A 25,303-nucleotide genomic window follows, 5' to 3' on the forward strand; every position below is an offset into this window, starting at 1 on the left:
GATGCCTGCGGCCCGGCAAAGCCGGTTCCGCGGCATCCTGGACCGGCACTTCTTCATTCGTTGCTTTTCGGTCGCCGTATGCACTCTGATGATCTGTTGAACGAGGTCACGGTCGTGCTGGTCACGTACCACAGCGCCCATTGCCTGGACGCGCTGGATGCGCTGCTCGCGCACTGCCCGCACGTGGTGATCTCGGACAACGGCAGCACCGACGACACCCCCGCGCTGGCGCGCGCGCGCTGGCCGCAGGCCACCGTGCTCGAGCATGGCCGCAACCTGGGCTTTGGTGCCGCGAACAACCGCGCCCTGGCTGCCACGCGCACGCCGCTGGCCTTGCTGGTCAACCCCGATTGCGAAGTCACGCCCGAGGGCCTGCGCGAGCTGGTGCGCGTGGCCAACGGCATGCCCGAGGCCGCCATCGTGGCGCCGCAGCTCGAAGGCGCGCCCGGCCGGCCCGACGTGAACTACCGCTGGCCCAGCACCGCCTGGTCCTCGCGCGGACCCGGCGCCGAGGGGCCTGCCTGCGTGGGTTTCGTGGTGGGCGCGGCGATGCTGTTCCGGCTCTCGCGTTTCGAGGGCGTGGGCTTCTTCGACGAACGCTTCTTCCTGTACTACGAAGACGACGACCTCTGCCTGCGGCTGTTCCAGCAGCAGCGGCCCATCGTCGTGTGGCCCGCCGTGGCGGCCGTGCACCGTGCGCGCGGCTCGGTCAAGGGCAAGACGCCCTGGAAGAGCGAGTACCTGCGCGGTTACCACCACGCCCAGTCCAAGCTGATCTACACCGCCAAGCACCGGTCGCACGCGAAGGCGCGGCGCCAGCGCTGGTCGGTGCTGCTGGGCACCACCCTGGCCCTGCCGTTGCGCGCGATCGCGTGGTCGCCGCGCCTGCTCGCGCGCATGGCCGGGCGCTGGATGGGCTTGGTGCGCTGGAGGCTGCGTGACTGAGACCCCCGCCCGACACCCGATGCTGGGCGTGGCCGTGCTCACGCTCAACGAAGCGCAACGCATCGAAGCCTGCCTGCGCAGCGCCGCCTTCGCCGACCAGATCGTGGTGATCGACAGCGGCAGCACCGACGACACCCGCGAACGCGCCGAGCGCCTGGGGGCGGTGGTCCATGTGCACGGGGACTGGCGGGGCTTTGCCGTGCAACGCACCCGCGCCCTGGAGCACCTGCACACGGACTATGTGTTCTTCCTCGACGCCGACGAGGAGATCTCGCCCGCGCTGCGGGCCGAGATCGAGCGGGCGGTGTCGTCGGACGAAGATGCCGTCTGGCGCGTCTGGTGGGATGAAGTGGCCTTCGGCCGCGCGCTCACGCGCATGAAGCCCAGGGGCGGTATCCAGCGGCTGTTTCGCCGCGCCACCCTGGAGCGTTTCGAGGGCGTGGTACACGAAGCACCGGTGCTGCGCCAGGCCGTGCCGGTGCGCGACTTTCGCGCGCGCCTGTTGCACCATTCGCGCCCCACGGTGTATGGCAGCCTGCGCAAGCTCGCGCAGTATGTGCAACTCGGTGCCACCAAACGCAGCGCGCAGGGCAAGAAGGGCGGCGTGTGGCGGGGCCTCGTCATGGGCGGCCTGGTGTTCCTGCGGGTGTACATCTTCCAGCGCGCCTTCCTGTGCGGTGGTCCGGGCTTTCTCTACAGCCAGTTCATCGCGCTTGAGACCTTCTTCCGCTACGCGGCCCTGCGCTACGACGCGCCACAGGCCGACGACCTGGCCCGGCGCTAGCCGAAGCGCATGCTCAGCTTGAGCCGGTAGTACGGCAGCTGGTCGACCCAGCGCAGGTTCAATTGGGGTTTCGTGCGGTCGGGGTTGCGCAGCGCGGGCTGGATCAGGTACCGGTCGAACAGGCCCATCACCACGTCCCGGTTGTAGAGCGCGGAATACCGGTCCCAGTGATGTCGCTTCAGGTCTTGCGGGTCCAGCTTCTCGATGATGTCGACCAGCGAGCGCGCATCGGTGTAGCAGAAGCCCGAGTCGCCCAGCACGTCGATGTGGTGCCGGTGCTTGCCGCGCGCATAGGTGATGACGGGCTTGTTGCGGATCGAGAACTCGCCGCACGCCAGCCCGAAGGACTCGCCCTGCAGGCGCGCGTGCAGCATGGCGTCGCAGGTGTTGATGAAACGCGTCTTGTAGACCATGTCGCTGCTGCCCGGCAGGAAGAGGGCGCGCGGGTGGTCCACGAAGGGCGCGATGTTGAGGAAGACGAACCAGGTGTCGGGCGAACGCGCCAGCACCTGGCGCACCGCCTCGATGGCGCTGGGCACGTCGAAGCTGTTGGCGCCGCCGTGGCAGCCCAGCACCTTGGCCTGCGGCGGGATGCCCAGTTCGACGCGCAAGTCCTCGTTCACATCCGGCAGCTCGACGATGTGCGGCACGCTGGGGATATTGCCGTTCGCGCAATGCCGGCTCAGCCATTCGGAGATGAAGGCGTAGGAGGCGCCATGGGCCTGCGCGGGGTTGGTTGGAAAGACCGCGTGCACCATGGTGGGCACCGTGCGCGACCACACGCCGTCGTTCTTGCCGGCCTTGATGGCGTACAGCAGGTCCGCGTGGTGGCGGCCGAGCAGGGCATCGAGTTCGTCGATCCGGCGGTAGCCCAGCACCTCGAAGCGCGCACTGAACTTGGCCAGGGCCTCGGCGCTGTTGTGCGGGCTGTCGGCGTTGTAGACCACCAGGCTGCGGTGGCCCAGCACCGTCTCGTTGTGAAGCGCGTAGTCGTACAGCGCGACCTCGGTGCCCCGGATCGACAGCTGGTTGGAGTGGAAGGCGATGGTCTTCGTCATGGGGCCACCCGCTCCCGTTGGCGCATCGGGATGGCGGCCATCAGCAGCGCGGACATCAGGATGAAGAAATGGTTTTCCGTCGAGAGCCAGAACGAGCTGTGCGTCGTGTTGGCGACCAGCAGCACCGTCACAAAACCCATCATGAGCGCCCGGCGCGGCGTGTCTTCGCGCCAGGCCTGCCGTGCGATGGCGAACACGAACCACAGGAACAGGGCCAGGCCGATCAGGCCTTGTTCGAACAGGAAGAAGGCGAATTGGTTGTGCGGGTGCACGCAGACCACGGCGCACCACGCAGGATCGGTGAAATGCGTGGGCGACAGCACCGGGTAGGACGCGGTGCCGTGGCCGAGCACAGGGTGCTCCAGCGCGCTCTGCAGCGCGAAGCGGTTCATCTCCATGCGGGCGCCTGCAGACGTGACAGGCACCGTGATGCTGCTGTCCCGGGCTTCGAGCCAGGCCTCGTTGACGCGCGACCGCAGCTGGGTCGACGTGGTGAAGGTGATGGCCATCACGGCGACCAGGGCCAGTGCCGCGATGGCCAGCCGGCGCCGGTGCAGGCCGACGGCGAAGACCGCGAACACCGCCAGGGCCAGCAGCAGGGCCAGGTAGCCGGTGCGGCCCGACGACAGGAACAGCACGCTGAACGCCGCCAGCGCGGCCACCAGGGCGGCGAGCACGCCCCGGGCCCGCGTCGGCGCACGCATGGCCTGGTGCAGGGCCATCACCGTGAAGAACGACATCAGGATGCCTTGCGCGATGCGGTCCTTGAAGACGGTGTGGTCCTCGCCGAAGCCCTGGTTGTGCGTGCGCGTCCAGGAGAAATCGAACCAGACATTGAGCCAGGTGACCACCAGCGTGAACAGCATGGCCAGCGCGAAGGCCTGAGCGCAGCGGCGGCGCATGGCCGGGTCGTTGAGCAGGCCGATGAAAACCGGCACCCACAGCAGCTTGCTGTATTTGCCCAGCGCCGCGCCAATGAGCGGCCCCTCGGCTGGCGACCACAGGGCCGCGAGCGCGATCCAGGCGAACAGCGCCAGCGCCGGCGGCGCCAGGGGGTTGCTCAGCGCCTGGCGGGTGTCGCGCAGCGAATGGCCCCAGACGCAGCCAAGCAGCCAGAACACCAGGGTGAGCAGCAGCGCCACATTGGCGAGCGCGACCGACATCGGGAACGCGAAGAAGGCCAGGGTGAGCGAAGCCTTGGCGCCCTGCTGAAGGAGGGTGGACGGGGGGGTCATGGGGGAGGGGGTCGATCCTGGTAGCCCGCCATCAGCGGGGCCCAGTCGGCTTCGGTCCAGTGGTAGGGGGTGACGCGGGTGGCTTCCTTGCGCAGCGAGCGCCGCAGACGCTCCAGGTTGCGCGCTTTCCAGTCGCTGCCCGGGCGCACCCCGCATTTGTCGAAGTCCACGATCCAGGCCTGGCCGGCCTGGTCTAGCAGCAGATTGTGGGCGTTCAGATCGGCATGGAACACCTGCCACTCATGCAGTTGCCGGATCGCGCGGCCCAGGGCCTGCCATTCGGCTGGCGCGAGCGGCCCTTGCTGGAGCCGTTGCACCACGTTCGCGCTGCCCGGGATGAGGCCGACGAGAATGTCGGCCTCGTAGAACAGACCGGCGCGGGGCCAGTGGCTGGCGGCCACCGGCTCGGGCACCGGCAGTTGCCAGGAGCGCATCAGGCGCAGCAGGGTGAATTCGCGCATGGCGCGGCTGTCGTGCGGGGCGGCGCGCCAGAAGCGGTCGTGGCTCAGGCGGGCCATCAGGCCGCCGCGCCGGTAGTGGCGCAGCACATAGCCTTGCCCGCCCTCGTGGACCAGCAGCGCCTGGCCGCGCCCGCTGCCCGTGGCCAGGGCCGTGCCGCCCACATGGGCGATCGGGTCGAAGGTTCGCGCGCTGACCTGGCTCAGGTGGTGCGGATCGAACCAGGCGGTGCGGCCTGCGTCCACCGAGGCCCGCACGCGCGACACGTTGCCGGTGTGCGCGGGCCGCCACAGCGGCCGCACCACGGCCAGTGTGCGCGCCGAGGCGCCCTGGTTGCGGGCGATCAGCTCGCGCGCGGCGTGGGCGCGGCGTTGCCAGGTCTCGGGTTGCATCAGCCAGCGCTGCACCGCCGCCGCGAGTTCGCGCGCGTCGCGCACGCGCTCGCCCGCGCCGCTGCGCGCGATCTCCTCGAACAGCGGCGCTGCGTTGTGGACGTGAGGGCCGAACAGCACCGGCTGGCCGACCGACATGGGCTCCAGCGGGTTGTGCCCGCCCACGGGCGCCAGCGTGCCGCCCACGAAACACAGCGAGGCGTGCTGGTACCAGTGCATGAGCTCGCCCATGGCGTCGATCAGCAGCACCTGCGTGCCTGGTGACACCGCCTGCCCGCTGCTGCGCCGCACGAAGCTCAGGCCGCTGTGCTGGACGTGGGCCGCGACCTCGTCGAAGCGCTGGGGATGGCGCGGCACCAGCACCAGCAGCCAGCTCGGGTTGACTGGCGAGAGCTCGCTCCAGATCGCCAGCCAGGCGGCCTCGTCGCCTTCGTGCGTGCTGCCCGCCACCAGCAGCGTGCGCCCCTGCAGCTCGGGCGCCAGCGCCACGCGCGCGGCGGGCACGGCGACATCGAATTTCAGGTTGCCGGTGTCGTGCAGGCGCGGCTCGGGCACGCCCAGCCCGCGCAGGCGCTCGGCGCTGGTGGTGTCGGCGGCCGCCACCGTGAGCTGTGGCCAGACGGGCCGCATCAGGCCCGGCCATCGCCGGTAGGTGCGCGCCGAGCCTTCGGAGAGGCGCGCGTTGACGAGCGCAACCGGGATCGCGTTGGCCCTGCACTGCTGCAGCCATTCGGGCCAGAGCTCGCGCTCCACGAGGATCAGCAGCCGGGGCTGCAGCCGGTTCAGGAAGCGGGCGACGGCACCGGGCGTGTCGATGGGCGCGTAGACGTGGCGGATCTGGTCGCCCCAGTGCGTCTGCAGCGCGCGCGCACCGGTGGGGGTCTGGGTGCTGACGACCACGGCGTGCGCGGGCCATTCTTCGAGCAGGGCGTGCAGCAGCGGTTGCATGGCCTGCACCTCGCCCACCGAGGCGGCGTGGATCCAGATGCAGCCGAGCTGCTCGGGGTCGATGGGAATGAAACCGAGGCGCTGCCGCAGGTTCTGGCGGTAGCCGGGCTCACGCCGGCCACGCCACCACAACCAGCCCAGCAGGGGAGCGGCCAGGGCGCGGCTGAGCAGTCGGTACGCCCGATGGGGCAGCGAAACCGGGCTGCTCAGCGCCAATGGTCGGCGACCCATTGGGCGGGCAACACGCGCCGGTACCACTTGCCGCTCACGCCGGCAATGACATCGGGTGGGTTGGGCTTGCCGTGGAACACGATGATCTTGGCGCCGGGCGGGATGGTGGGCGGCGAGAACCAGCCCAGGATGCCCGGGCGCATGCAGTGGCGCTTGAAGCTGCGGCACCAGGCCTCGGGCCAGTAGCTGACCTTGCCCTGCCGGTTGAGGTAACCGGTGATGTACTCCTGCTCGTTGCGCACGTCCGCGATCGACTCCGGGTAGCCGTTCTTCAGGTGCTCCAGGGCGTCGGCGTGCGCGCCGATGGTGTAGAGGTAGCACGAGGTGTTGCCCGTGCCGTCCTTCTTGTCCCATTCCTTGATGACGATGAAGGTGCCGGGCTGGTCGAAGAACTCGTCCAGGCTGTCGACGATGACGATGTCCAGGTCGAGGAACAGCGTCTGGCCGGTGAGGTCGTAGAGCGGATCGGCGAAGCTGGTGAGCTTGAGCCAGCCGTGGCCGAAGCTCCAGGGCTTGCGCTGGTCGAATTCGTCGAAACCCACGGCGGGGATGGGCTTGACCTCGACGGCGGGGTCGATGCCTTCACCGTCGTCGGTCAGGCAGACGAAACGGAAGGGCCGGTGCAGGTGCCGCGACACCATGCTGTGGAGTTTGTTGACGTACTCGGGGCCGTACTTCCTGCCCCATTTGATGCACAACACGTTGACGGTCTGCATGGCTTCCTCTTCTGCGGGTGTTGGCTGGCTGACGCCAACTTGGCGGTCGAGTGTAGCGGAGCTCACTTCGAGAGCAGGGAATCGATGGGCAGCAGGTCTTCGGGCAGCAGGGCGCCGCTGGCCTGGCGCAGGCGCAGGCTGCTCAGCAGCACGTTGTAGCGCGCCTGGGCCAGGTCGCGCTTGGTCTGGAACAGCTGGCTCTGCGCGTTGAGCACGTCGATGTTGATGCGCACGCCCACCTGGTAACCCAGGCGGTTGGCGTCCAGCGCGCTCTGGCTGGAGGCCTCGGCGGCCTGCAGCGCACGCACCTGGCCCTGGCCCGAGACCACGCCCAGGTAGGCGCTGCGCGTGGACAGGTCCACGCCCCGGCGCGCGGCCTCGAGGTCGGCGCGCGCCTTTTCTTCCAGCGCCAGGGTTTCCTTCACCCGGTTCTGGACCGCGAAGCCGGCGAACAGCGGCAGGTTGAACTGCACGCCGACGCTGGCGGTGTTGGTGCGCACATTGCCGGGGATCGGCAGGGTGGTCATGGGGCCGCGCGCCACCTGGTACTGGCCGACCAGGTCCAGCGTGGGCTTGTGCCCGGCTTCGGCCTTGCTGGTTTCGAGCTGGGCGATTTCCAGGTTGCGCGTGGCCTGCAGGATGGTCGGGTGCGTGCCGGGGTTGCGGTCCACCCAGGCCTGCGGGTCGGCCGGCACCACCTCGGGCAGGGTCACGGGCGCGGCCAGCGGGCGCGGCTCCACCGAGGGGCGGCCCACCAGCTGGTTGAGCGCGAGCTTCTTCACGCGCAGGTCGTTCTCGGCCGCGATTTCGCGCGCCAGCACCAGGTCGTACTGGGCCTGCGCCTCGCGCGAATCGGTGATGGTGGTGGTGCCGACCTCGAAGTTGCGCTTGGCCGCGGCCAGCTGCTCGGCCACGGCGGTCTTCTGCGCCTGCACGAAGGCCAGCGTGTCCTGCGCCGCGAGCACGTCGAAGTAGGCCTGCGAGGTGCGCACGATGAGGTCCTGCTCGGCCAGGGTGAGTCGGGCCTTGGCGATGTCGACGCTGAGCTCGGCCTGGTCGTTGGTGATCCTGTTGGCCGGGCGGTACAGCGGCTGGCTGGCGGAGAGCGTGGCGCTCTGGTTGTTGCTGTTGCCGTCGAGCGCGCCGTAGTTGCTGACCTCGCGCCGCGCCCAGCTGGCCGCGGCGGCCAGGCCGGCTTGCGGCAGCAGGCCGGCACGGGCCTGCGCGGCCTGGGCCAAGGACGCGTCGTATTGCGAGCGCGCGGCCAGGTAGGTGGCATCGAACCCGCGCGCCGCCTCGTACAGCTGAACCAGGCTCTGCGCCTGGGCACCGGTGGCGAGCGACCCCAGCGCCAGCATGACCGCCAGCGGAAACAGAGACGATGTGCGGGCGGACGAAACTGCTTTCATGCGGTGTTCCTTGGAGCGGGACGGTGCGAGGAAATGAAGAGGCCTATGCGAGAGGCAACCCCCCCAGGGGCATCAAGGGTCCGGCTTCGCCGGCCCGAGATGCCGTCCCCCCTCCAAGCGCCGAAGGCGCGCCAGAGAGGGGGGAAGCCGCGAAGCGGCGCAGGGGGGTGTTCCATCTCAGTACACCGGGATGCCCGGGTCGCGCTCTTGGGACCAGGCATGGATGCCACCATGGATGTTCACGACATGCGTGAAACCGTTGCCTTCCAGGAACTGCACCACCTGCGCGCTGCGGCCGCCGTGGTGGCACAGCACGGCGATGGGCTGGTGCCGGTCGAGTTCGAGCAGGCGCGCCGGCACCGTGCGCATGGGCATGGCGCGCAGCTCGAAGCCCTCGGGCTTCACGGAAGCGGTCTGCAGCTCCCAGGGTTCGCGCACGTCCAGCACGACGGGCAGGGCCTGTGGTGCGGCGGGGTCGGCGGCCTGCTTCAGCCAATCGGGCAGTTGGGCGGGGGTGATCGAGTTCATGGCGGCGTCCGTGGGCGGGGGAAGGTTTCCGGGCTCAGAAGCGGAAACGCGAGGGTTCCGGGAAGTGGCGCAGGCGCGGGGCCACGGTGTCCCAGGGCTGGGCGGTCTGGAAGGCGGCCTCGCCGGTGCGGGTGACGATGGTCGCGCGCATCATGGGCTCGAAGCCGACGATCGCGCCCAGGCGGCCGCCTGGGGCCAGCAGGTCCAGCAGCGCCGAGGGGATCTCGGCGACCGAACCACTGAGCACGATGGCGTCGAACGGCGCGCCATCCGCGCAGGCCGCGAAGCCCTTGGCGGCGGCATCGGCGCAGCGCACCTCGGCGTTGGTGATGCCGGCCTTCTGCAGGTTCTCACGCGCCAGGCGGGCCAGCGCCTCGTCGATTTCGATGCTCACCACGTGCTGTGCGAGGCTGGCCAGCAGGGCCGCCATGTGGCCGCTGCCGGTGCCGATTTCGAGCACCTTGTCGCTGGGCTTGAGCGCGAGGTCCTGCAGCAGGCGCGCCTCGACCTTGGGCGCGAGCATCGCCTGGCCGTCCACCGCGGGGTGGTTCAGCGGCAGTTCCATGTCGGCGAAGGCCAGCGACTGGTGCGCGGCGGGCACGAACTGCTCGCGGTGCACGCGGTCCAGCAGGGCGAGCACCCGGGCGTCGAGCACCTCCCAGGGTCGGATCTGCTGCTCGATCATGTTGAAACGGGCCTGGCTCAGGCTGAGGGCGGGGGCGGGAGCGGTGGAAGTGGTCATGGCATCGACTCGTGGGAACGGTGTTTCGAGGGGGCGGCGGGAACCGCGAGATTTTAAGGAGTGGGACCGTCGGGGACGGGGTGGGGTATCGCCAGGCCGAGCCGGCGGCGGAACCAGTTGCCGAGGTCGTCCATGTAGCAATAGACCACCGGCACCACCACCAGGGTGAGCAGGGATGAGGTGATGACGCCGCCGATGACGGCCTGGCCCATGGGCGCGCGCTGCTCCGAGCCTTCGGTGAGCGCGAACGCCAGCGGCACCATGCCGAACACCATGGCCAGCGTGGTCATGAGGATGGGGCGCAGCCGCACCCGCGCGGCCAGCAGCAGGGCGGACTCGCGGTCCATCGGCGGCTCGCCCGCGCGGCCCTCGCGCGCGCGGATCGCGAAATCGACCAGCAGGATGGCGTTCTTGGTGACCAGGCCCATCAGCAGCACGATGCCGATGACCGAGAACATGCTCATGCTCGAGCCGAACATGAGCAGGGTCAGCACCACACCGATCAGCGTGAGCGGCAGCGAGGTCATGAGTGCCAGCGGCTGCAGGAAGCTCTGGAACTGGCTGGCCAGGATCATGTAGATGAAGATGATGGCCAGGGCCAGCGCCGAGAGCGCGTAGCCGAAGGATTCCTGCATGTTCTTGGTGGAGCCGCCGAATTCGTATCGGTAGCCGGGCGGGAAGGCGATGCTGTCGAGCACCTGGCGGATCTCGGTCGAGACCTCGCCCGGCGAGCGCCCGTAGACGTTGGCGTTGATCGACACCTCGCGGTTGAGGTTGCGGCGGTTGATCTGGTTGGGGCCGGTGGCGTCCACCACGTCGGCCACCTGGCCCAGGCGCACCACGCGCGCTGTGCCGTCGCTGTCGGTGCCGACCACGAAGGGCAGCTGTTCCAGGTCGCTCGCGCGCTCGCGCCCGCTGGGCGCCAGGCGCACGTTCACGTCGTAGCTCTGGCCGTCGGCGGCGCGCCAGTTGCCCACCGTGGTGCCAGCCACCAGGGTGCGCAGGCTGGCCCCCACCGTGGCCACGCTCACGCCCACGTCGGACGCCAGGTCGCGCTTCATCTTCACGTCCACCGTGGGCTTGTTGGGCTTCACGCTGGCGTCCAGGTCGACCAGGCCGACGATGGGGCGGATGCGCTCCATCACGGTCTGCGTCAGGCGTTCGAGCTCGGCCAGGTCGTCGCCCTGCAGCGAGAACTCCACCTGCTTGTTGCCGCCCACGGCGTCGAGCAGGCCGACGTGGGTCACGGTGATGCCGGGCACGCCGCGCAGCCGCTCGCGCAGGCGCGCCGACATCTCGAGCGCGCTCAGCGTGCGCTGGTGGCGGTCGGTCAGGCGCACGTAGATGCTGGCGTACATGGTGCCCTGCGCGTTGCCGGTGTTCAGCGTGGACAGCGTGTACTTCACCTCGGGGAACTCGCGCAGGATGCCCTCGACTTCGCGCGTCTTGGCCTCGGTGGCCTCCAGTGAGGAGCCCACCGGCGTGTGAAAGCTCAGCGAGGTTTCGGAGAAGTCGGCCGTGGGCACGAACTCGGTGCCCAGCAGCGGCACGATGAAAAGGCTGCCCACGAAGGTGGCCAGGGCCAGGCCCAGTGTGGCCAGCTTGTGCCTGAGCGACCAGCGCAGCGTGCCCTGGTAGGTGTGGCTCAGGTCGTCCTGGAAGCGGTCGAACCAGCCGGTCACGCGGCCGATGGTGCGGTCGTAGAAGGTCTTCGGGCCGCTGGCGGCGTGGCCGTGTTTCTCGATCTCGGGGTCGTGCCAGACCGAGGACAACATCGGGTCGAGCGTGAAGCTCACGAACATGGAGATCAGCACGGCCGCCACCATGGTGATGCCGAACTCATGGAAGAACTTGCCGATGATGCCGCCCATGAAGCCGATGGGCAGGAACACCGCCACGATGGACAGCGTGGTGGCCAGCACGGCCAGGCCGATCTCCTGCGTGCCGTCCATGGCCGCGTCGAACGGGCGCTTGCCCATCTGTACGTGGCGCACGATGTTCTCGCGCACCACGATGGCGTCGTCGATCAGCAGACCCACCGAGAGCGTGAGTGCCATCAGCGTGATCATGTTGATGGTGAACCCGAACAGGTTCATGAAGAAGAAGGTGCCGATCAGCGCGATCGGCAGCGTGAGGCCGGTGATGACGGTCGAGCGCCAGGAGTTCAGGAACAGGAACACGATCAGCACGGTGAGCACCGCGCCTTCGATCAGCGTGCGGCGCACGTTCTCGACCGAGACGCGGATCGGCCGCGAGCCGTCGGCGATCTGCTCCAGCCGCACGCCGGGCGGCAGCTCGGCGCCCAGGGCGGCCACGGCGGCCTTGAGGCCGTCGGTCACCGCGATGGTGTTCTCGTCCTGCGCCTTCTGAACCTGCAGCAGCAGGGTGCGCTGGCCGTTGTAGAGCGCCAGGCTCTCCACTTCCTGCGTGCCGTCGCTCACGCGCGCCACCTGGCCCAGGCGCACGGCCTGGCCGCCGCGGCGCGCGACGATGATGTGCTCGAAGTCCTGCGGGTTCTGCAGCCGCGAGAGCACCTGCACCACGCGCTCGGCCTCACCGGTCTTGAGCGTGCCGACCGGCAGGTCCTGGTTCTCGTTGCGCACGGCGGCGTTGACCTGTTCGGTGGTCACGCCGAGCGCTTCCATGGCCGAGGGATCGAGCTCGATGTTGACGGCGCGCCGCGTGGCACCCACCAGCGTCACCGAGCCCACGCCGCGCACGTTCTCCAGCCGCTTCTTGAAGACCTGCTCGGCCCAGGTGGTGAGTTCCACCGCGCTCGGGGCCTTGCCGTCCACGGCTTGGGGGATCACGGCCACCGACCAGATCGAGCGGCTGGCCGGGTCGAAGCGCAGCACGCGCGGCTCTTCCACTTCGTCGCGGAACACCGGGCGCAGGATGGCGATCTTCTCGCGCACGTCCTCGGCCGCCTTGCGCCCGTCCACCGTCAGCTGGAATTCGATGATGACGAGGGACTGGCCTTCGTAGCTGCGCGAGGTCAGGGTGTTGACGCCCGCGATCGCGTTGACCGCCTCCTCGACCTTCTTGGTGACCTCGGACTCGACGATCTCGGGCGAGGCGCCCGGGTAGGCCACCTGCACCACGACCACCGGGAAGTCGATGTTGGGGAACTGGTCCACCTGCAGGCGCTGGAACGAGAACAGGCCCAGCACCACGAAGGCGATCATCACCATGGTGGCGAAGACCGGGTTGCGCAGCGAGACCTGGGTGAACCACATGGTGCGGCGCGCTCAGTGGGTGGCCAGGCGCACGGCCGTGCCTTCGCGGATGGCGCCGGCCTGGGCGCTGAGCACCGGCTCGCCGGCCTGCAGGCCCTTGACCTCGCGCATGGGCTCGCTGCCGCGCAGGCCGGTGGCGCCGCCGTCCAGCACCACGTGGGCGATCTTGTTCTCGCGCACCACCTGCACATAGGGCTGGGGCTTGTCGTTGCGCACCGAGGACAGCGGCACCGCCAGCGCGTTGACCGCGCCGGTGACGATCTGGCCCTGCGCGAACAGGCCCTGGCGCATGCCTTCGGCGGCCGGCACGCGCAGGTACACCAGCACGCTGCGGCTGCCCGCCTGCACGCTGGGGTTGATGCGCGAGACCGTGGCCCGCACCGGCTCGGCCAGGCCTTCGACGCGCAGGTTCGCCGTCTGGCCCACCTTCACCGACGCCGCGTCGGCCGGGGTGATGGCGGCCTCCATCTCGAAGGCCGAGAGGTCCACCACGTCGAACACGCGCGTGTCCACGCCCACGCGTTCGCCGTTCTGCACCAGGCGGGCCGAGATCTGGCCGTTCAGGGGCGAGCGCAGCGTGGTGTCGGCCAGGGCCTTCTTCGCGATGTCCAGCGCGGCCAGTGCGGCCTGGTGCGTGGCCTCGGCGCCGGCGAGGTTGGCGCTGGCCGTCTCCAGCGCGGTGGCCGAGATGAAGCCCTGGCGCACCAGAGCCTGGTTGTTGTCCAGCGTGCGCCGCGCGATCGCCACCTGCGACTGGGCCGACTCGGCCTGCCGCGTGGCCTGGCGCACGCGTGCGTCGGCCTCGGTGCTGTCGATGCGCGCCACCACCTCACCGGCCTTCACCGCGTCGCCTTCGCGCTTGCTCAGGCCCTGGATCTCGCCGGCGGTGCGCGCCTTGATGGCGGCCGTCTGCAAGGCCTGCACCGAGCCCGAGAGGCCCACCGTCTGCGTCAGCTCCAGCGCCTGCACGGCCACCACGTCGCGCGCGGAGAGCGTGTACACCGGCGCGGTCTTGAGCGCCTCGGCGGCCGCACGCGCGGTTTCGCCCTGGGTCTTGCGCTTGTCCAGCGCGCGCACCAGGCCCAGGCCGACACCCAGCACCAGCACGGCCAGCAGGAGCCATTTGATCCAGGTGGAGCGCGAGCGGGGAGCGTTCATGGTGGCTTGGAGGTCAGGATGTGGGGCTGGGTGCGAGCATGCCGTGCAGCAGCAGGTCCACCTGGTTGTCGATGAAGCCGATCGGGTCCAGCGTCTCGTTCGAGGCGCAGCAGGGCGCCATGGAATGTTTCCACATCAGCACGAAGATCATGGGCGCGATCAGGCTGTAGACGGCGTAGTCCATGGACAGCGGGCGGAACTCGCCGCGGTCGATGCCGCGCTGCAGGATGCGCCGGATCAGTTCGTGGCCGGGCTCGATCACCTCCTTCTGGTAGAAGGCCGCGATCTCGGGGAACATGCCGGCCTCGCTCATCACCAGCTTGGTGATGCCGGAGGCGGGCGTCATGCCCACGCGCTCCCACCAGGTGTGCAGGCAGTAGCGCACCAGCTCGGCGCTGTCGCCCTCGAAGTGGTCGAGCTCCTCGTTCCACTCGGGAAAGCGCCCGGCCAGGTTCTCGCGCACCACGGCCTTGAACAGCTCTTCCTTGCTCGGGAAGTACAGGAAGAGGGTGCCCTTGGACACGCCGGCCAGGGCGGCGACTTCTTCCACCCGGGTGGCGGCGAAGCCCTTTTCAACGAACAGGCGCAGCGCCGCGTCCAGCAATTCGCCCGGGCGCGCCTCCTTGCGCCGGGCGCGGCGCTGGCGCGGTTCGGCGTCGGATTCGGGGGAGGTCAGGGGCGTGGGGGCAGACATGGGGCTTTAATGACCGGTGGGTTAGTAATATACCCCACCCCCCATATCCGACCGAGTTGCCGGCTCAACCGGCGGGCCCGCGCCCTGCGGGCACAGCGCTCAGGAAAACGCCTGGATGCCGGTGATCGCGCGGCCCAGGATGAGGGCGTGGATGTCGTGCGTGCCCTCGTAGGTGTTGACCACCTCCAGGTTCACCAGGTGGCGCGCCACGCCGAACTCGTCGCTGATGCCGTTGCCGCCCATCATGTCGCGCGCCAGGCGGGCGATGTCCAGGGCCTTGCCGCAGCTGTTGCGCTTGAGGATGGAGGTGATCTCGACGGCGGCCGTGCCCTCGTCCTTCATGCGGCCCAGGCGCAGGCAGCCCTGCAGGCCCAGGCTGATTTCGGTCAGCATGTCGGCCAGCTTCTTCTGGATCAGCTGGTTCGCGGCCAGCGGGCGGCCGAACTGCTGGCGGTCCAGCACGTACTGGCGGGCGCGGAAGTAGCAGTCTTCCGCCGCACCCAGCGCGCCCCAGGCGATGCCGTAGCGCGCGCTGTTGAGGCAGGTGAACGGGCCTTTCAGGCCGCGCACCTCGGGGAAGGCGTTCTCTTCGGGGCAGAACACCTCGTCCAGCACGATCTCGCCGGTGATGGAGGCGCGCAGGCCCACCTTGCTGTGGATGGCCGGGGCGCTCAGGCCCTTCATGCCCTTGTCCAGGATGAAGCCGCGGATCGCGCCTTCGTCGTCCTTGGCCCAGACCACGAACACATCGGCGATCGGCGAGTTGGTGATCCACATCTTGGCGCCGGACAGGCTGTAGCCGCCGGCCACCTTCTTGGCGCGGGTGACCATGCTGCCGGGGTCGGAACCGTGGTTGGGTTCGGTCAGGCCGAAGCAGCCGATCCACTCGCCGGTGGCCAGCTTGGGCAGGTACTTCTGCTTCTGCGCCTCGGAGCCGAATTCGTTGATGGGCACCATCACCAGCGAGCTCTGCACGCTCATCATGGAGCGGTAGCCCGAGTCCACGCGCTCCACTTCGCGCGCCACCAGCCCGTAGCAGACGTAGTTCAGGCCGCTGCCGCCGTAGGCCTCGGGGATGGTCGGGCCCAGCAGGCCGAGCGAGCCCATCTCGCGGAAGATGGCGGCGTCGGTCTTTTCGTGGCGGAAGGCCTCGGTCACGCGCGGCAGCAGCTTTTCCTGGCAGTAGCTGTGGGCGGCGTCGCGCACCTGGCGCTCATCGTCGCTCAGTTGCTGGTCGAGCTGGAACGGGTCTTCCCAGCTGAAGCGGGCTTTGGGGGTGCTCATGCTTGTCTCCGGTGTTCGGGTGGCGATGCGGCGATTGTCGACGGCTGATGAATATCTGTCTAATATCGTTGGTGTATTCATCCATACAAATTTCAGATTCATGGAATTCCGCCACCTGCGCTACTTCCTCGTGCTGGCCGAAGAGCTGCACTTCGGCCGCGCGGCCCAGCGCCTGGCCATCACGCAGCCGCCGCTCTCGCTCAACATCCAGCAACTGGAGGCCTCGGTCGGGGCGCAGCTGTTCACGCGCAACAGCCGAGGCGTGCAGCTCACGGCCGCAGGCCAGGCCTTCGTGCCGGCGGCGCGTGCCTTGCTCGACCAGGCGGGCCAGGCCGCGCGCGAGGCCCGCGAAGTGGCCCAGGGCCTGGTCGGCAGCCTGCAGATCGGGTTCGCCGGCACGGTGCTGTACCGAGGGCTGCCGCAGATCCTGCAGGGGTTCGCGGCGCGCCATCCGCGCCTGCGGCTGGTGCTGCGCGAAATGAGTTCGAGCGACCAGCTGATCGACCTCATGCACGAGCGGCTGGACCTGGGCTTCGTGCACACCACGCGCGTGCCGGCGAGCTTCTCGCAGATCCTGGTGTCCAGCCAGCCCTTCGTGGCCTGCCTGCCGGTGGGGCACGCGCTGGCGCGGCGCCGTCGCCTGCCGCTGGTCCAGTTGCAGGGTGAGCCGTTCGCGGTGGTGTCGCGCGCGGTCTCGCCCGATTACCACGAGCGCATCCTGGGCCTGTGCGCCGATGCGGGCTTCTCGCCCGAGATCCGCTACGAGCTGCGGCACTGGCTCAGCGTGGTGTCGCTGGTCTCGCAAGGCCTGGGTGTGGCGCTGGTGCCGGCCGCGCTGCAGCAGGCCGGCCTGCCCGGCGCGGTGTTCCTGCCGCTCGATGGGGAGACCCCGCCGTATGAGACCCACTGTCTCTGGAAGACCGACCGCGATCAGGCGGCGCTGGCGGCATTCCTGGACGCGGTGCGGGCCTTTGCCCAGCCATTACAGTGAGGCGTCAACCCATGGAGAACACGATGAGCGACAAACAGGTGCTGGTGCTGGGCGGTGGCTGCTTCTGGTGCACCGAGTCCGTCTACAAGGAAGTGACCGGGGTGACCGATGTCGAGTCGGGCTACAGCAACGGCCAGGTCGAGCGGCCGAGCTACGAGATGGTGTGCACCGGCACCACCGGCCACAACGAGGTGGTGCGGCTCGAGTACGACCCGACGCAGGTCACCACGCGCGAGATCCTGGAGATCTTCTTCGTGATCCACGACCCGACCACCCTCAACCGCCAGGGCAACGACGTGGGCACGCAGTACCGCAGCGGCATCTACTTCACCACGGCCGAGCAGCAGCGGGTGGCGCAGGCGCTGATCGACGAGCTCACCCAGGACAACGCCTTCGGCAAGCCCATCGTCACCGAGCTCAAGCCCCTGCTCAACTACTGGCCGGCCGAGGCCTATCACCAGGACTTCTTCGAGCGCAACCCGCACCAGGGCTATTGCATGGCGGTGGCCGCGCCCAAGGTGGCGAAATTCCGCAAGACCTTCGCCCGGCTGGCGAAGTAGGTCCTGCGGGGCCGATCACTTCGGCAGCAGCACCTTGTCCACGACGTGGATCACGCCGTTGGACTGGTACACGTCGGCGATGGTCACGGTGGCCGTGCCGCCTTTTTCATCCGTCACCGTGACCTTGCCGCCGGCCGACTTGGCCACCAGCGTGCCGCCGGCCACCGTCTTGATCGAGGCCATGCCCTTGCCGTCGGCGATCATCTTGGCGATGGCCGCGGCGTCCCATTTGCCGGGCACCACGTGGTAGGTCAGGATGCCGGTGAGCATGCCCTTGTTCTCGGGCTTGAGCAGGGTGTCCACGGTGCCGGCGGGCAGGGCGGCGAAAGCGGCGTTGGTGGGCGCGAACACGGTGAACGGGCCGGGCGACTTGAGCGTGTCCACCAGGCCGGCGGCCTTCACGGCGGCCACCAGCGTGGTGTGGTCCTTGGAGTTGACCGCGTTGTCGATGATGTCCTTGCTGGCCAGCATCGGCGCGCCGCCGACCATGACTTGCGCGAAGGCGCCGAGGGATGCGGTGCCGATGGCGAGGGCCAGAACGGTCTTGCTGAGGGTCTGCGTGATCATGGAATCTCCTAGGGTTGAAGCCGGAACTGCGGCTGAAGGAGATACGCAGCGCGACCCCGCACTGGATTCAAGAAAATCCAGTGGTCGGGCTTAGGCCGGTTTCGCGCGGCCTCGGGCCTGCAGCAGCGGCCAGCAGACGATCACCGCCAGACCCAGCAGCACCAGCGCCGCCGCGCCGAGCTTCCAGCCCGGCAGGGGCTCACCGAGCGAGACCGCCGAGGCCCCCATGCCGAACACCGGGATCAGCAGCGCCAGCGGTGTGACCGTCGCCGCCGGGTGGCGCGCCAGCAGCCAGTTCCACACGCCGTAGCCGAACAGGGTATTGCCCACCGCCTGCCACAGCACGCTGGCCCACACCAGCGCATCCGCCTGCCGCAGGCTGCTCGCGATGGCCTGCGGGCCTTCGATCAGCCACGACAGCGCGAACAGCGGTGGCACCGCGAACACGCTGCTCCAGACCATGAAGTGCAGCATGTTGACCGGCCCGAGCGACTTCACCACCAGGTTGGCGAGCGACCAGAAGAAGGCCGCGCTCAGCACCAGGCCCATGCCCAGCAGGGTGACCGAGGCGTCGAGGTTGGCCACGATCACGCCCAGGCCGGCCAGCGCCAGCAGCAGGCCCGCGACCTGGAAGCCGCGCACGCGCTCGCCCATGAGCCACAGCGACAGGCCGATGGTGAAGAACACCTGCAGCTGCACCACCAGCGACGCCAGTCCGGGGGAGATGCTGCTGCGGATCGCCAGGAACAGCAGGCCGAACTGCCCCACGCCCAGCAACACGCCGAAGGCGGCGACCTTGCGCCAGGGCGCGGTCGGGCGCGGGATGAACAGCAGCCAGGGCAGGGCCGAGAGCGCGAAGCGCAGCGTGGCGAACAGGAAGGGCGGCAGACCGTCCAGGCCCCAGCGGATCACCACGAAGTTCGTGCCCCAGACGAACACCACCGAGAGGGCGAGGAGCAGGTGGGTGATGGGCACGGCGTGGTGTGAAGCGGGGAGACCGGCAGTGTAGCCAGCGGCCCGCCACCCGCCTGCGGGCTCAGTGCAATGCCCGTGTGCGGTAGAGGAGTAACAGGGCCACGGGCGCGCCGACCAGGCCGATCACCGCGTTGAGGTGGAACACGTGGCGGCTCCACGGCAGGTGCAGCACCAGATCGGCCGCCAGGCCGAGCACCGCGCCCGCCAGGCCCGCGGCCGGCAGCAGCACGCGGTGGTCGGCGCTGCGCATCAGGGCGCGCGCCACCTGCGCGGCCACCAGGCCGAGGAAAGCCACCGGGCCGCAGAAGGCCGTCACCAGCCCGCTCAGCCACGCGGTGACCAGCAACGCGCCGCGCTTGACCAAGGTCACGCGCATGCCCATGGACGCGGCATAGCGCTCGCCCAGCAACAGGCCGTTGAGCGGTTTCACCAGCAGGCCGCCGGCGAGCAGGCCGGCCAGCACGCCCGGCACCAGGATCTGCAGTTGCTGCCGTGTGGCACCGGCAAAGCTCGCGTCGTCCCAGGCCTTGAAGGCGCGCGCCTGGGTCTCGTCGATGAAGTGCATCGACGCGCTGATGAGGCCGATGGCGAGGTAGCCCAGCATCAGGCCGATGATGAGCAGCGTGACCGTACCGACCCGGCGCGACAGGCCGGCCAGCAGCGCGAGCACCGCCACCGAGCCGGCCACCGAGGCCAGCGCCAGGCCGATGTCGCCGGTGAGGCCGAAGCGCAGCAGCAAGGCGTTGCCGGCCACGCCCGCGATCGCCACCAGCAGAGCGCAGCCCAGCCGCGCACCGTGCACGATGCCGAGCACGAAGGGGTCGGCCAGGGGGTTGCGGAACAGCGTCTGCAACAGCAGGCCGGCCACACCGAGCGCCGCGCCGGAGCACAGCGCGTTGAGCGCGCGCGGCAGACGGAATCCCAGCACGATGTCGCGCCACACCGGATGGGCGGCGCCGCCGGACAACACGTCGAACACCGCGGCCAGCGGGATGGCGACCGAGCCGAGCGAGAGCTCGGCCACGAACAGCACCGCCAGCAGCAGGGTCATCGCGGCGAAGCGGGCGGGGGTGAGCGGGGTGGTGGTCATGGCAGCCGGCGCAGGAAGGGGGTGTCGGTGTCGACGGGCGGCAGAGGCAGGCTCGGGTGCAGCGCCCGGATGGCTTCGGCCAGCTGCACGTGCGGCCGGGTCATGCCCTGGTCCTGGAAGGGGTAGGCCCAGGCGCCGGTGTAGCCCTGGTCCCAGGCGAACACGCGGCCTTCGCGCGCGGCGCGGAACCAGCCGTGCAAAGGGTTGGCGTCGACCAGGGTGGTCACGCTGGCCTGGCCGCCCAGCGTGCCGAGCCAGACCGGCGCATCGGCCGCTCGCGCGTAGACCTTCTCGAACCGTTCGTACACGAGGCTGCTGCTGCGCGCGTCGTTCGCGAGCGCAAAGCGCCCGCCGGCGTCGTGGATCAGCCGGGCACGCTGGTTGCGGCCGCCGAAGGTCTCGATGGTGTCGCGGCTGGCGGCAAAGCCGGCCATCACCAGGGGGCGGTCGGGTGCCGTGGCCGCGACGTCAGCCAACCGGAGGTACTGGGCCTCGATGCGGCCGAACGTCGCGTTGGCCAGGGCCTCGCGGTTGGTGAGCAGGGCCAGCAGCTTGAGCCACTCGGCGCGGCCCAGCGGGTGCGTCTCATGGTGGTCGGCCTGCGCGATCGCGCGCACACCCAGCACCCACAGGCGCGGGTGCATGTTGCCCTGCGGGTAGGCGGAGTAGAAGCTCAGGTACACGTCGGCCTGCACCGCCATCACCGATTCGATGGAGGCGTGGCCGTAGCCCCACATGTCGTGCACCAGGCCCTGGGCGATGCGCTCGCGCACCGCCGGCACGGTGGCGCTGCGCGTGTTTTCGGCCCCGTACAGCCGGTCCACCAGGCCCAGCTCGTCGAGTGCGCCGAGCATGGCGGCGTTGCCGGTGACCAGCCTCTGTATCGGCACTTGAATCACCTGCTCGTGCGGCCCGTGCGCGGGCACCGGTGTGCCGCACTGCACCAGCAGGTAGTCCAGCGTTTCACCGGTGCCCACGCTGGGCGTGAAGCGCACGCGTTTGTAGTGCGGGCCGTAGCTCACCTGCAGCTGCACCGAGTGGGTGAAGGTGGTCTTGTGCGGAAAGTAGTCCACGCCCGGCCGGTGCCCGGCCACGCAGGCGGCGTCGAGGTTGTCGCTCAGGCCGTCGGCGCCCACCACCACCGAGGGCCAGGCGGCGCGCGGCGGCGGTGCGATCTGCATGCAGCCGCACAACAGCAGCAGCGGTACCAGTTGCAGGCGCCTCATGCTTGGCCGCCAAGCGCGTCCACCAGGGCGCCGAGGGTAGCGAAGCGCTGCGGCGCCTGCCCGCTGCGCTGCAAGGTGTAAGCGCCGCGCTCCCCCGCGTGCACGGCCTGTGTGGCCTCGGGATCGTGTGCGTAGCCCGCACGCTGCAGCGCCCGCCGTGCCCAGGCCGTCGCCATGCCCTCGCCTTCGATGCGGATGCCGCGCTGCGCTTGGTGGCCCACGCGCAGCTCGGCGCGTTCCAGGTCGAAAGCCAGGCCGTCGGTGGCAAAGCCCGCGGCCAGGGTGCCGTTCAGGGCAAGGTCTTCGGGCGCACCGGCGTGCAGGCGACGCTGGCCGTCGATCAGCCACAGCGCGTCGGCGTGGCGCAGCGCGAGTTCGAGGTCGTGCGTGGACAGCAGCACGGCCAGGCCTTGCCCGTGGGCCAGCGTGCGCAGCAGGTGCATGGTCTCGATGCGGCGCGGCAGGTCCAGGAAAGCGGTCGCTTCGTCGAGCACCAGCACGCGCGGCTGCTGCGCCAGCGCGCGGGCGATCAGCACTTTCTGGCGTTCGCCGTCCGACATCTCGGCGACCCGCCGGTGTGCCAGCGCCAGCGCGCCGGCCTGTTGCAGCGCGGCCTGCACCGCGGCGTGGTCGGCGGCGCCAAGCCGGCCGCCCCAGCCGAGGTGGGGGTAACGGCCCAGGCAGACCAGGTCGTGGCCGGTCATCTGCGCGACGTCGACGCGCTCGGTGAGCACCACCGCGAGCCGCCGCGCGCGCTCGACCTGGCTGATGCGGCCCAGCGCCACGCCGCCGATGCGCACCTCGCCCGAGACGGCGGGCTGCATGCCGCACAGCGTGCGGATCAGGGTCGACTTGCCGGCGCCGTTGGCGCCGATCAGGCAGACGAAGCGGCCTGCGGGCAACTCAAGATCCAGCGGACCGAGCAGGGCCCGGCCGCCGTGCCCCACCGTCAGACCGTGGGTGCTCAGGCCCATCAGAGCGCCATGGCGAAGCTGGCGAGCACGCTGCGCGGTGCGCCCGGGTAAGTCGGCACGAAGGCGCCGCCCGAGTCGTAGTAGCGCTTGTCGCCCAGGTTCTGCAGCGCGAGCTGCAGCTTGTAGCGCTGGCCGGCGCCGAAGCGGTAGGCGATGTTGGCGTCCCAGCGCACGTACGAAGGCAGCACGAAGCTGTTGGCGGTGTTGGCCTGGCGCTCGCCGACGTAGATCGCGCCCAGGCCCGCGCTCAGCCCCGCGGCACGGCCGCTGAAATCGAAAGTGGTCCACAGGCTGGCGCTGCGGCGCGGTGCGTTGGCCAGCAGGGTGCCCACCAGGCTGCTGTCGCTGTCGCGGCTGATCTGCGCCTTCAGCTCGGTGACGCTGGCCAGCAGGCGCCATTGCGGCGTGATGCTGAACGGCACGTCCAGCTCCCAGCCCTGGCTGCGCTGTTCACCGACCTGCAGCACGTGGTCGAAGTCGGTGGGGTCCGACACCAGGCCGTGGCGGCGGCGGATGTCGAACACCGCCAGCGTGGGCTCCAGCCGTCCGCCGAGCAGGCTGAACTTGGCACCGACTTCCAGCTGCGTGCCGAGCGACGGCGCGGGCAGGCTGCCGTTGCGCAGCAGGCCGCTGAAGGGCTCGGTGAGGAACGATTTCGACCCACTCGCGTACAGCGACACCGCGTCGCTTGGCGTCCAGGTCACGCCCAGGCGGGGCGACAGCGCGTCGTCGCTGCGCGCCAGCGTGCCCGAGACCGGCAGGTAGTCGGCCCGGGCCAGGGTGCGCGAGCGGTCGTAACGCAGGCCGAACAGAACGCGCCACTGGTCGCCCAGCTGCAGCTCGTCCTGCGCGTACAGCCCCACGTTGCGGCTGCGGTAGTTCGACGCGTCGTAGGGCACGAGCGGGCCGACCACAGTGGTGCCGTGCACCGGGTGGTAGAGGTCGATCGGCAGGTTGGTCGGGAAGCCAAAGGGGCCGACGTTGGCGTCGGCGCGGAAGTCCCAGGTGTCTCGGTTGGCATCGGCACCGAACAGCACGCGGTGGCGCACGCCGCCCGCTTCGAAGCGGCGCGAGACCTCGGCCAGGACCGAGAGGTCGGTCTGGTCGTCGATGCTGCGCTGCTGGCGGCGGTTGACCTGCGGGTCGGGGGTGCCGGCGCCGGTGATGGGGCTGAAGCCGAAGGGGTACCAGAGCGCGTCGGTCCTGGCCGACGAGGCCTGCAGGCCCGCGTGCAGCTGCCAGCCGCTGTCCAGGCGGTGGTCGAGCACCAGCGAGGCCAGGGTGCTGTCGTTCTTCAGCCGGGTGTCGGCCTCGGCGTAGTTGGTGTGGATGGGCACGCCGAGGAACAGCGGGCTGTTGCCGAAGCCGCGGTCGAAGGCGCCGCGCTTGCGGCCGAGTTCGAGTTCAGCGGTCAGCGTGGTGTGCGGTGCGGGTTGCCAGCGAAACACCGGCGAGATGAACTGCGTTTGGGCGCCGACGAAATCGCGAAAGCTTTTGTTGTCCTGCCAGGAGCCGGTGAGCCGGTAGCTCAGGGTCTCGCTGATCGGGCCGGTGCTGTCGAACGTGGCGCGGTAGAAGTCGTGGCTGCCGGCGGTGAGCTCGTAGCATGTGCTGGCGGTGTTCTGCGGCTGCTTGGTCACCAGGTTGACCACGCCACCCGGTTCGAAGCGGCCGTACAGCGCGGAGGCCGGCCCCTTGAGCACCTCGATCTGCTCGATGTTGACCAGCTCGTCCACCGGGGCGAACACGCTGCGGCGGAAGCCGTTCTTGAGGTTGGCCGACGTGGCGAAGCCGCGCAAGCGGAAGCGGTCGTTGCTGCCGCCCCAGCCCACCTGCGGCGTCAGGCCCGGCACGGTGCGCACGGCCTCGCCGAAGCTGGTCACACCACGGTCTTCCATCAGCTCGCGCGTGACGGTCTGGATGGAGAAGGGCGTCTCCTTCACCGTGGTGTCGCTCTTGTTGGCGGTGGGTGCGACGACGGCGCGGTAGGACCGCTCGCGCGTCTCGCTGATGGTGACGGTCTCCAGCGTGGGCGCGGGCTCGGTCTGGGCCCAGGCGGCGATGGAGACGCTGGCCATCGCGCACGGGAGAAGGCGGAAAGCGGTATGAAACATGCGGTGTTCGGCTTGATCGTGAAAGGGATGCGCCTCACTGCCCGCGCACGGCGGTGGTGAGCGCGCGGGTGTTGAAGCGCATCAGCCCGATGTAGCTCGATGCCTCCCCACCGCGCGCGGAGAGCGAGTCGGAAAAGAGGGCGCCAGAGGGTTTGACGCCGGTCTCGCGCGCGATCTGCTCGATCAGGCGTGGGTCCGAGATGCTCTCGACGAACAAGGCCTTGATCTGGTCCTGGCGGATCTGGCGCACCAGCTGCGCCACACCTTTGGCCGAGGCTTCGCTCTCGGTGCTCACGCCTTGCGGCGCCAGAAAGCTCACCTGGTGGTCGCGGGCGTAGTAGCCGAACGCGTCGTGCGAGGTGATCACCTTGCGCTGCGCCACCGGGATCGACGCCCAGGCCGCTCGGATCGCGGTGTCGAGTTCGTTGAGCTTTGCGTCGTAGGCGCGCGCGTTGCGCTGGTACAGGTCGCAGCTGGCGGCGTCGGCCTGGCACAGGGCCTTGGCGATGTTGCGCACATACACCTTCACGTTGGCCACGCTCTGCCAGGCGTGCGGGTCGATCTCGTCGTGGCTGTCGCCCTTGTGGTGCTCGCCGTGGCCGTGGTCCGCTTCGCTCCTGAGCGGCTGGATGCCCTGGCTGACGGTCACCGGCTGGCCCTTGTAGGCCGAGGTCTTGAGCAGGCGGCTGAGCCAGCCCTCGAAGCCCAGGCCGTTGGCGAACACCACCTGCGCCTGGCCGATCAGACGCGCATGGGCGGGCGTGGGCTGGAACACGTGGGCGTCGGCGCCCGGGCCGACCAGCACGTCGACCGCCACGCGGTCGCCACCGATCTCTTTCACGATATCGCCCAGGATGCTGAAGCTGGCGACCGCTCGCAGCGGGGCCTGCGCGTGCAGCGAGGGGGTGAGCGCGGCCAGGCCCAGCGCCAGCGCGGCGAGGGTGGTGGTGCGGCGGGGCAGGGAGGCAGGAGGGTGTGTCATGAGCG

The 25,303-nt window shown here is 69.7% G+C and carries 22 protein-coding genes; 4 read left to right on the forward strand and 18 right to left on the reverse strand.

Annotated elements, in window-relative coordinates:
• The first annotated feature begins 78 nt into the window (after positions 1-78).
• Together ACODTB_RS05250 and ACODTB_RS05255 are read left to right on the forward strand one after the other, a co-directional pair.
• Positions 79-945 (forward strand): glycosyltransferase family 2 protein, encoded by an 867-nt coding sequence (locus tag ACODTB_RS05250; protein WP_291112782.1) that lies wholly within the window; start codon positions 79-81, stop codon positions 943-945.
• Complete coding sequence (locus ACODTB_RS05255) at positions 938-1,729, forward strand: glycosyltransferase family 2 protein (protein WP_291112780.1); 792 nt, start codon at positions 938-940, stop codon at positions 1,727-1,729. Before ACODTB_RS05250 ends, ACODTB_RS05255 begins: the two co-directional genes overlap by 8 nt.
• On the opposite strand, the gene ACODTB_RS05260 is transcribed toward ACODTB_RS05255, so the two are convergent.
• The 11 genes from ACODTB_RS05260 to ACODTB_RS05310 all read right to left on the reverse strand — a co-directional run bounded on the left by ACODTB_RS05260 (position 1,726) and on the right by ACODTB_RS05310 (position 15,819).
• Positions 1,726-2,787 (reverse strand): glycosyltransferase family protein, encoded by a 1,062-nt coding sequence (locus tag ACODTB_RS05260; protein ID WP_291112778.1) that lies wholly within the window; start codon positions 2,785-2,787, stop codon positions 1,726-1,728. The two genes, ACODTB_RS05255 and ACODTB_RS05260, sit on opposite strands and share 4 nt — an antisense overlap.
• The gene (locus ACODTB_RS05265; protein ID WP_291112776.1) at positions 2,784-4,022 is read right to left on the reverse strand and encodes an O-antigen ligase family protein; all 1,239 of its coding nucleotides are present in this window, start codon (positions 4,020-4,022) and stop codon (positions 2,784-2,786) included. Before ACODTB_RS05265 ends, ACODTB_RS05260 begins: the two co-directional genes overlap by 4 nt.
• Complete coding sequence (locus ACODTB_RS05270; RefSeq protein ID WP_291112774.1) at positions 4,019-6,052, reverse strand: 3-deoxy-D-manno-octulosonic acid kinase; 2,034 nt, start codon at positions 6,050-6,052, stop codon at positions 4,019-4,021. Before ACODTB_RS05270 ends, ACODTB_RS05265 begins: the two co-directional genes overlap by 4 nt.
• Positions 6,028-6,768: a glycosyltransferase gene (locus ACODTB_RS05275; protein ID WP_291112772.1), complete on the reverse strand. Its 741-nt coding sequence runs from the start codon at positions 6,766-6,768 to the stop codon at positions 6,028-6,030. The genes ACODTB_RS05270 and ACODTB_RS05275 overlap by 25 nt, the downstream gene beginning before the upstream one ends.
• Before the next feature lie 62 nt (positions 6,769-6,830).
• Entirely contained in the window at positions 6,831-8,177 is a 1,347-nt protein-coding gene (locus ACODTB_RS05280; RefSeq protein ID WP_291112770.1) for a TolC family outer membrane protein, read from the reverse strand.
• A gap of 177 nt (positions 8,178-8,354) precedes the next feature.
• A complete protein-coding gene (locus tag ACODTB_RS05285; RefSeq protein ID WP_291112768.1) occupies positions 8,355-8,705 on the reverse strand; it encodes a rhodanese-like domain-containing protein in 351 nt (116 codons plus the stop codon).
• A 34-nt stretch (positions 8,706-8,739) separates the two neighbouring features.
• Positions 8,740-9,447 (reverse strand): protein-L-isoaspartate O-methyltransferase family protein, encoded by a 708-nt coding sequence (locus ACODTB_RS05290; RefSeq protein ID WP_291112767.1) that lies wholly within the window; start codon positions 9,445-9,447, stop codon positions 8,740-8,742.
• A gap of 53 nt (positions 9,448-9,500) precedes the next feature.
• Positions 9,501-12,683: an efflux RND transporter permease subunit gene (locus ACODTB_RS05295; RefSeq protein WP_291112765.1), complete on the reverse strand. Its 3,183-nt coding sequence runs from the start codon at positions 12,681-12,683 to the stop codon at positions 9,501-9,503.
• 12 nt (positions 12,684-12,695) lie between these two features.
• Positions 12,696-13,841 carry an efflux RND transporter periplasmic adaptor subunit gene (locus ACODTB_RS05300; protein ID WP_291112764.1) on the reverse strand — a complete coding sequence of 382 codons (1,146 nt, stop codon included), beginning with the start codon at positions 13,839-13,841 and terminating at the stop codon, positions 12,696-12,698.
• 13 nt (positions 13,842-13,854) lie between these two features.
• The gene (locus ACODTB_RS05305) at positions 13,855-14,535 is read right to left on the reverse strand and encodes a TetR/AcrR family transcriptional regulator (RefSeq protein WP_291112762.1); all 681 of its coding nucleotides are present in this window, start codon (positions 14,533-14,535) and stop codon (positions 13,855-13,857) included.
• Between the two features lie 99 nt (positions 14,536-14,634).
• The gene (locus ACODTB_RS05310) at positions 14,635-15,819 is read right to left on the reverse strand and encodes an acyl-CoA dehydrogenase (RefSeq protein WP_291112760.1); all 1,185 of its coding nucleotides are present in this window, start codon (positions 15,817-15,819) and stop codon (positions 14,635-14,637) included.
• 100 nt (positions 15,820-15,919) lie between these two features.
• On the opposite strand from ACODTB_RS05310, the gene ACODTB_RS05315 reads away from it, so the two are divergent.
• Positions 15,920-16,810 carry a LysR family transcriptional regulator gene (locus tag ACODTB_RS05315; RefSeq protein ID WP_488929144.1) on the forward strand — a complete coding sequence of 297 codons (891 nt, stop codon included), beginning with the start codon at positions 15,920-15,922 and terminating at the stop codon, positions 16,808-16,810.
• A gap of 23 nt (positions 16,811-16,833) precedes the next feature.
• Positions 16,834-17,370, forward strand: a complete 537-nt coding sequence (msrA, locus tag ACODTB_RS05320) for a peptide-methionine (S)-S-oxide reductase MsrA (protein ID WP_488929145.1) — start codon at positions 16,834-16,836, stop codon at positions 17,368-17,370.
• A 15-nt stretch (positions 17,371-17,385) separates the two neighbouring features.
• Here the strand turns inward: msrA and ACODTB_RS05325 are convergent, their stop codons facing one another.
• The 7 genes from ACODTB_RS05325 to ACODTB_RS05355 form a co-directional block, all read right to left on the reverse strand.
• On the reverse strand, positions 17,386-17,937 hold the full coding sequence (locus ACODTB_RS05325) for a fasciclin domain-containing protein (protein WP_291120703.1): 552 nt from the start codon (positions 17,935-17,937) through the stop codon (positions 17,386-17,388).
• 90 nt (positions 17,938-18,027) lie between these two features.
• On the reverse strand, positions 18,028-18,912 hold the full coding sequence (locus tag ACODTB_RS05330; RefSeq protein WP_291120701.1) for an EamA family transporter: 885 nt from the start codon (positions 18,910-18,912) through the stop codon (positions 18,028-18,030).
• 61 nt (positions 18,913-18,973) lie between these two features.
• A complete protein-coding gene (locus ACODTB_RS05335) occupies positions 18,974-20,002 on the reverse strand; it encodes a FecCD family ABC transporter permease (RefSeq protein WP_291120700.1) in 1,029 nt (342 codons plus the stop codon).
• Positions 19,999-21,228 (reverse strand): ABC transporter substrate-binding protein, encoded by a 1,230-nt coding sequence (locus ACODTB_RS05340; protein ID WP_291120698.1) that lies wholly within the window; start codon positions 21,226-21,228, stop codon positions 19,999-20,001. Before ACODTB_RS05340 ends, ACODTB_RS05335 begins: the two co-directional genes overlap by 4 nt.
• Positions 21,225-22,202 carry an ABC transporter ATP-binding protein gene (locus ACODTB_RS05345; RefSeq protein WP_291120696.1) on the reverse strand — a complete coding sequence of 326 codons (978 nt, stop codon included), beginning with the start codon at positions 22,200-22,202 and terminating at the stop codon, positions 21,225-21,227. The genes ACODTB_RS05340 and ACODTB_RS05345 overlap by 4 nt, the downstream gene beginning before the upstream one ends.
• The gene (locus ACODTB_RS05350) at positions 22,202-24,280 is read right to left on the reverse strand and encodes a TonB-dependent siderophore receptor (RefSeq protein ID WP_488929146.1); all 2,079 of its coding nucleotides are present in this window, start codon (positions 24,278-24,280) and stop codon (positions 22,202-22,204) included. The genes ACODTB_RS05345 and ACODTB_RS05350 overlap by 1 nt, the downstream gene beginning before the upstream one ends.
• A 70-nt stretch (positions 24,281-24,350) precedes the next feature.
• Entirely contained in the window at positions 24,351-25,298 is a 948-nt protein-coding gene (locus ACODTB_RS05355; RefSeq protein ID WP_291120692.1) for a metal ABC transporter substrate-binding protein, read from the reverse strand.
• Positions 25,299-25,303 lie beyond the last annotated feature (5 nt).

It is taken from the genome of Hydrogenophaga sp. FG152 (assembly GCF_057809615.1).

What these genes read in the sequence shown, in the direction of transcription:
- ACODTB_RS05250 (WP_291112782.1), top strand. Translation starts at nt 79, where the DNA reads ATGCACTCTGATGATCTGTTGAACGAGGTCACGGTCGTGCTGGTCACG.
- ACODTB_RS05260 (WP_291112778.1), bottom strand. Translation starts at nt 2,787, where the DNA reads ATGACGAAGACCATCGCCTTCCACTCCAACCAGCTGTCGATCCGGGGC.
- ACODTB_RS05265 (WP_291112776.1), bottom strand. Translation starts at nt 4,022, where the DNA reads ATGACCCCCCCGTCCACCCTCCTTCAGCAGGGCGCCAAGGCTTCGCTC.
- ACODTB_RS05270 (WP_291112774.1), bottom strand. Translation starts at nt 6,052, where the DNA reads ATGGGTCGCCGACCATTGGCGCTGAGCAGCCCGGTTTCGCTGCCCCAT.
- ACODTB_RS05275 (WP_291112772.1), bottom strand. Translation starts at nt 6,768, where the DNA reads ATGCAGACCGTCAACGTGTTGTGCATCAAATGGGGCAGGAAGTACGGC.
- ACODTB_RS05280 (WP_291112770.1), bottom strand. Translation starts at nt 8,177, where the DNA reads ATGAAAGCAGTTTCGTCCGCCCGCACATCGTCTCTGTTTCCGCTGGCG.
- ACODTB_RS05285 (WP_291112768.1), bottom strand. Translation starts at nt 8,705, where the DNA reads ATGAACTCGATCACCCCCGCCCAACTGCCCGATTGGCTGAAGCAGGCC.
- ACODTB_RS05290 (WP_291112767.1), bottom strand. Translation starts at nt 9,447, where the DNA reads ATGACCACTTCCACCGCTCCCGCCCCCGCCCTCAGCCTGAGCCAGGCC.
- ACODTB_RS05295 (WP_291112765.1), bottom strand. Translation starts at nt 12,683, where the DNA reads ATGTGGTTCACCCAGGTCTCGCTGCGCAACCCGGTCTTCGCCACCATG.
- ACODTB_RS05300 (WP_291112764.1), bottom strand. Translation starts at nt 13,841, where the DNA reads ATGAACGCTCCCCGCTCGCGCTCCACCTGGATCAAATGGCTCCTGCTG.
- ACODTB_RS05305 (WP_291112762.1), bottom strand. Translation starts at nt 14,535, where the DNA reads ATGTCTGCCCCCACGCCCCTGACCTCCCCCGAATCCGACGCCGAACCG.
- ACODTB_RS05310 (WP_291112760.1), bottom strand. Translation starts at nt 15,819, where the DNA reads ATGAGCACCCCCAAAGCCCGCTTCAGCTGGGAAGACCCGTTCCAGCTC.
- ACODTB_RS05315 (WP_488929144.1), top strand. Translation starts at nt 15,920, where the DNA reads ATGGAATTCCGCCACCTGCGCTACTTCCTCGTGCTGGCCGAAGAGCTG.
- msrA (WP_488929145.1), top strand. Translation starts at nt 16,834, where the DNA reads ATGAGCGACAAACAGGTGCTGGTGCTGGGCGGTGGCTGCTTCTGGTGC.
- ACODTB_RS05325 (WP_291120703.1), bottom strand. Translation starts at nt 17,937, where the DNA reads ATGATCACGCAGACCCTCAGCAAGACCGTTCTGGCCCTCGCCATCGGC.
- ACODTB_RS05335 (WP_291120700.1), bottom strand. Translation starts at nt 20,002, where the DNA reads ATGACCACCACCCCGCTCACCCCCGCCCGCTTCGCCGCGATGACCCTG.
- ACODTB_RS05340 (WP_291120698.1), bottom strand. Translation starts at nt 21,228, where the DNA reads ATGAGGCGCCTGCAACTGGTACCGCTGCTGCTGTTGTGCGGCTGCATG.
- ACODTB_RS05345 (WP_291120696.1), bottom strand. Translation starts at nt 22,202, where the DNA reads ATGGGCCTGAGCACCCACGGTCTGACGGTGGGGCACGGCGGCCGGGCC.
- ACODTB_RS05350 (WP_488929146.1), bottom strand. Translation starts at nt 24,280, where the DNA reads ATGGCCAGCGTCTCCATCGCCGCCTGGGCCCAGACCGAGCCCGCGCCC.
- ACODTB_RS05355 (WP_291120692.1), bottom strand. Translation starts at nt 25,298, where the DNA reads ATGACACACCCTCCTGCCTCCCTGCCCCGCCGCACCACCACCCTCGCC.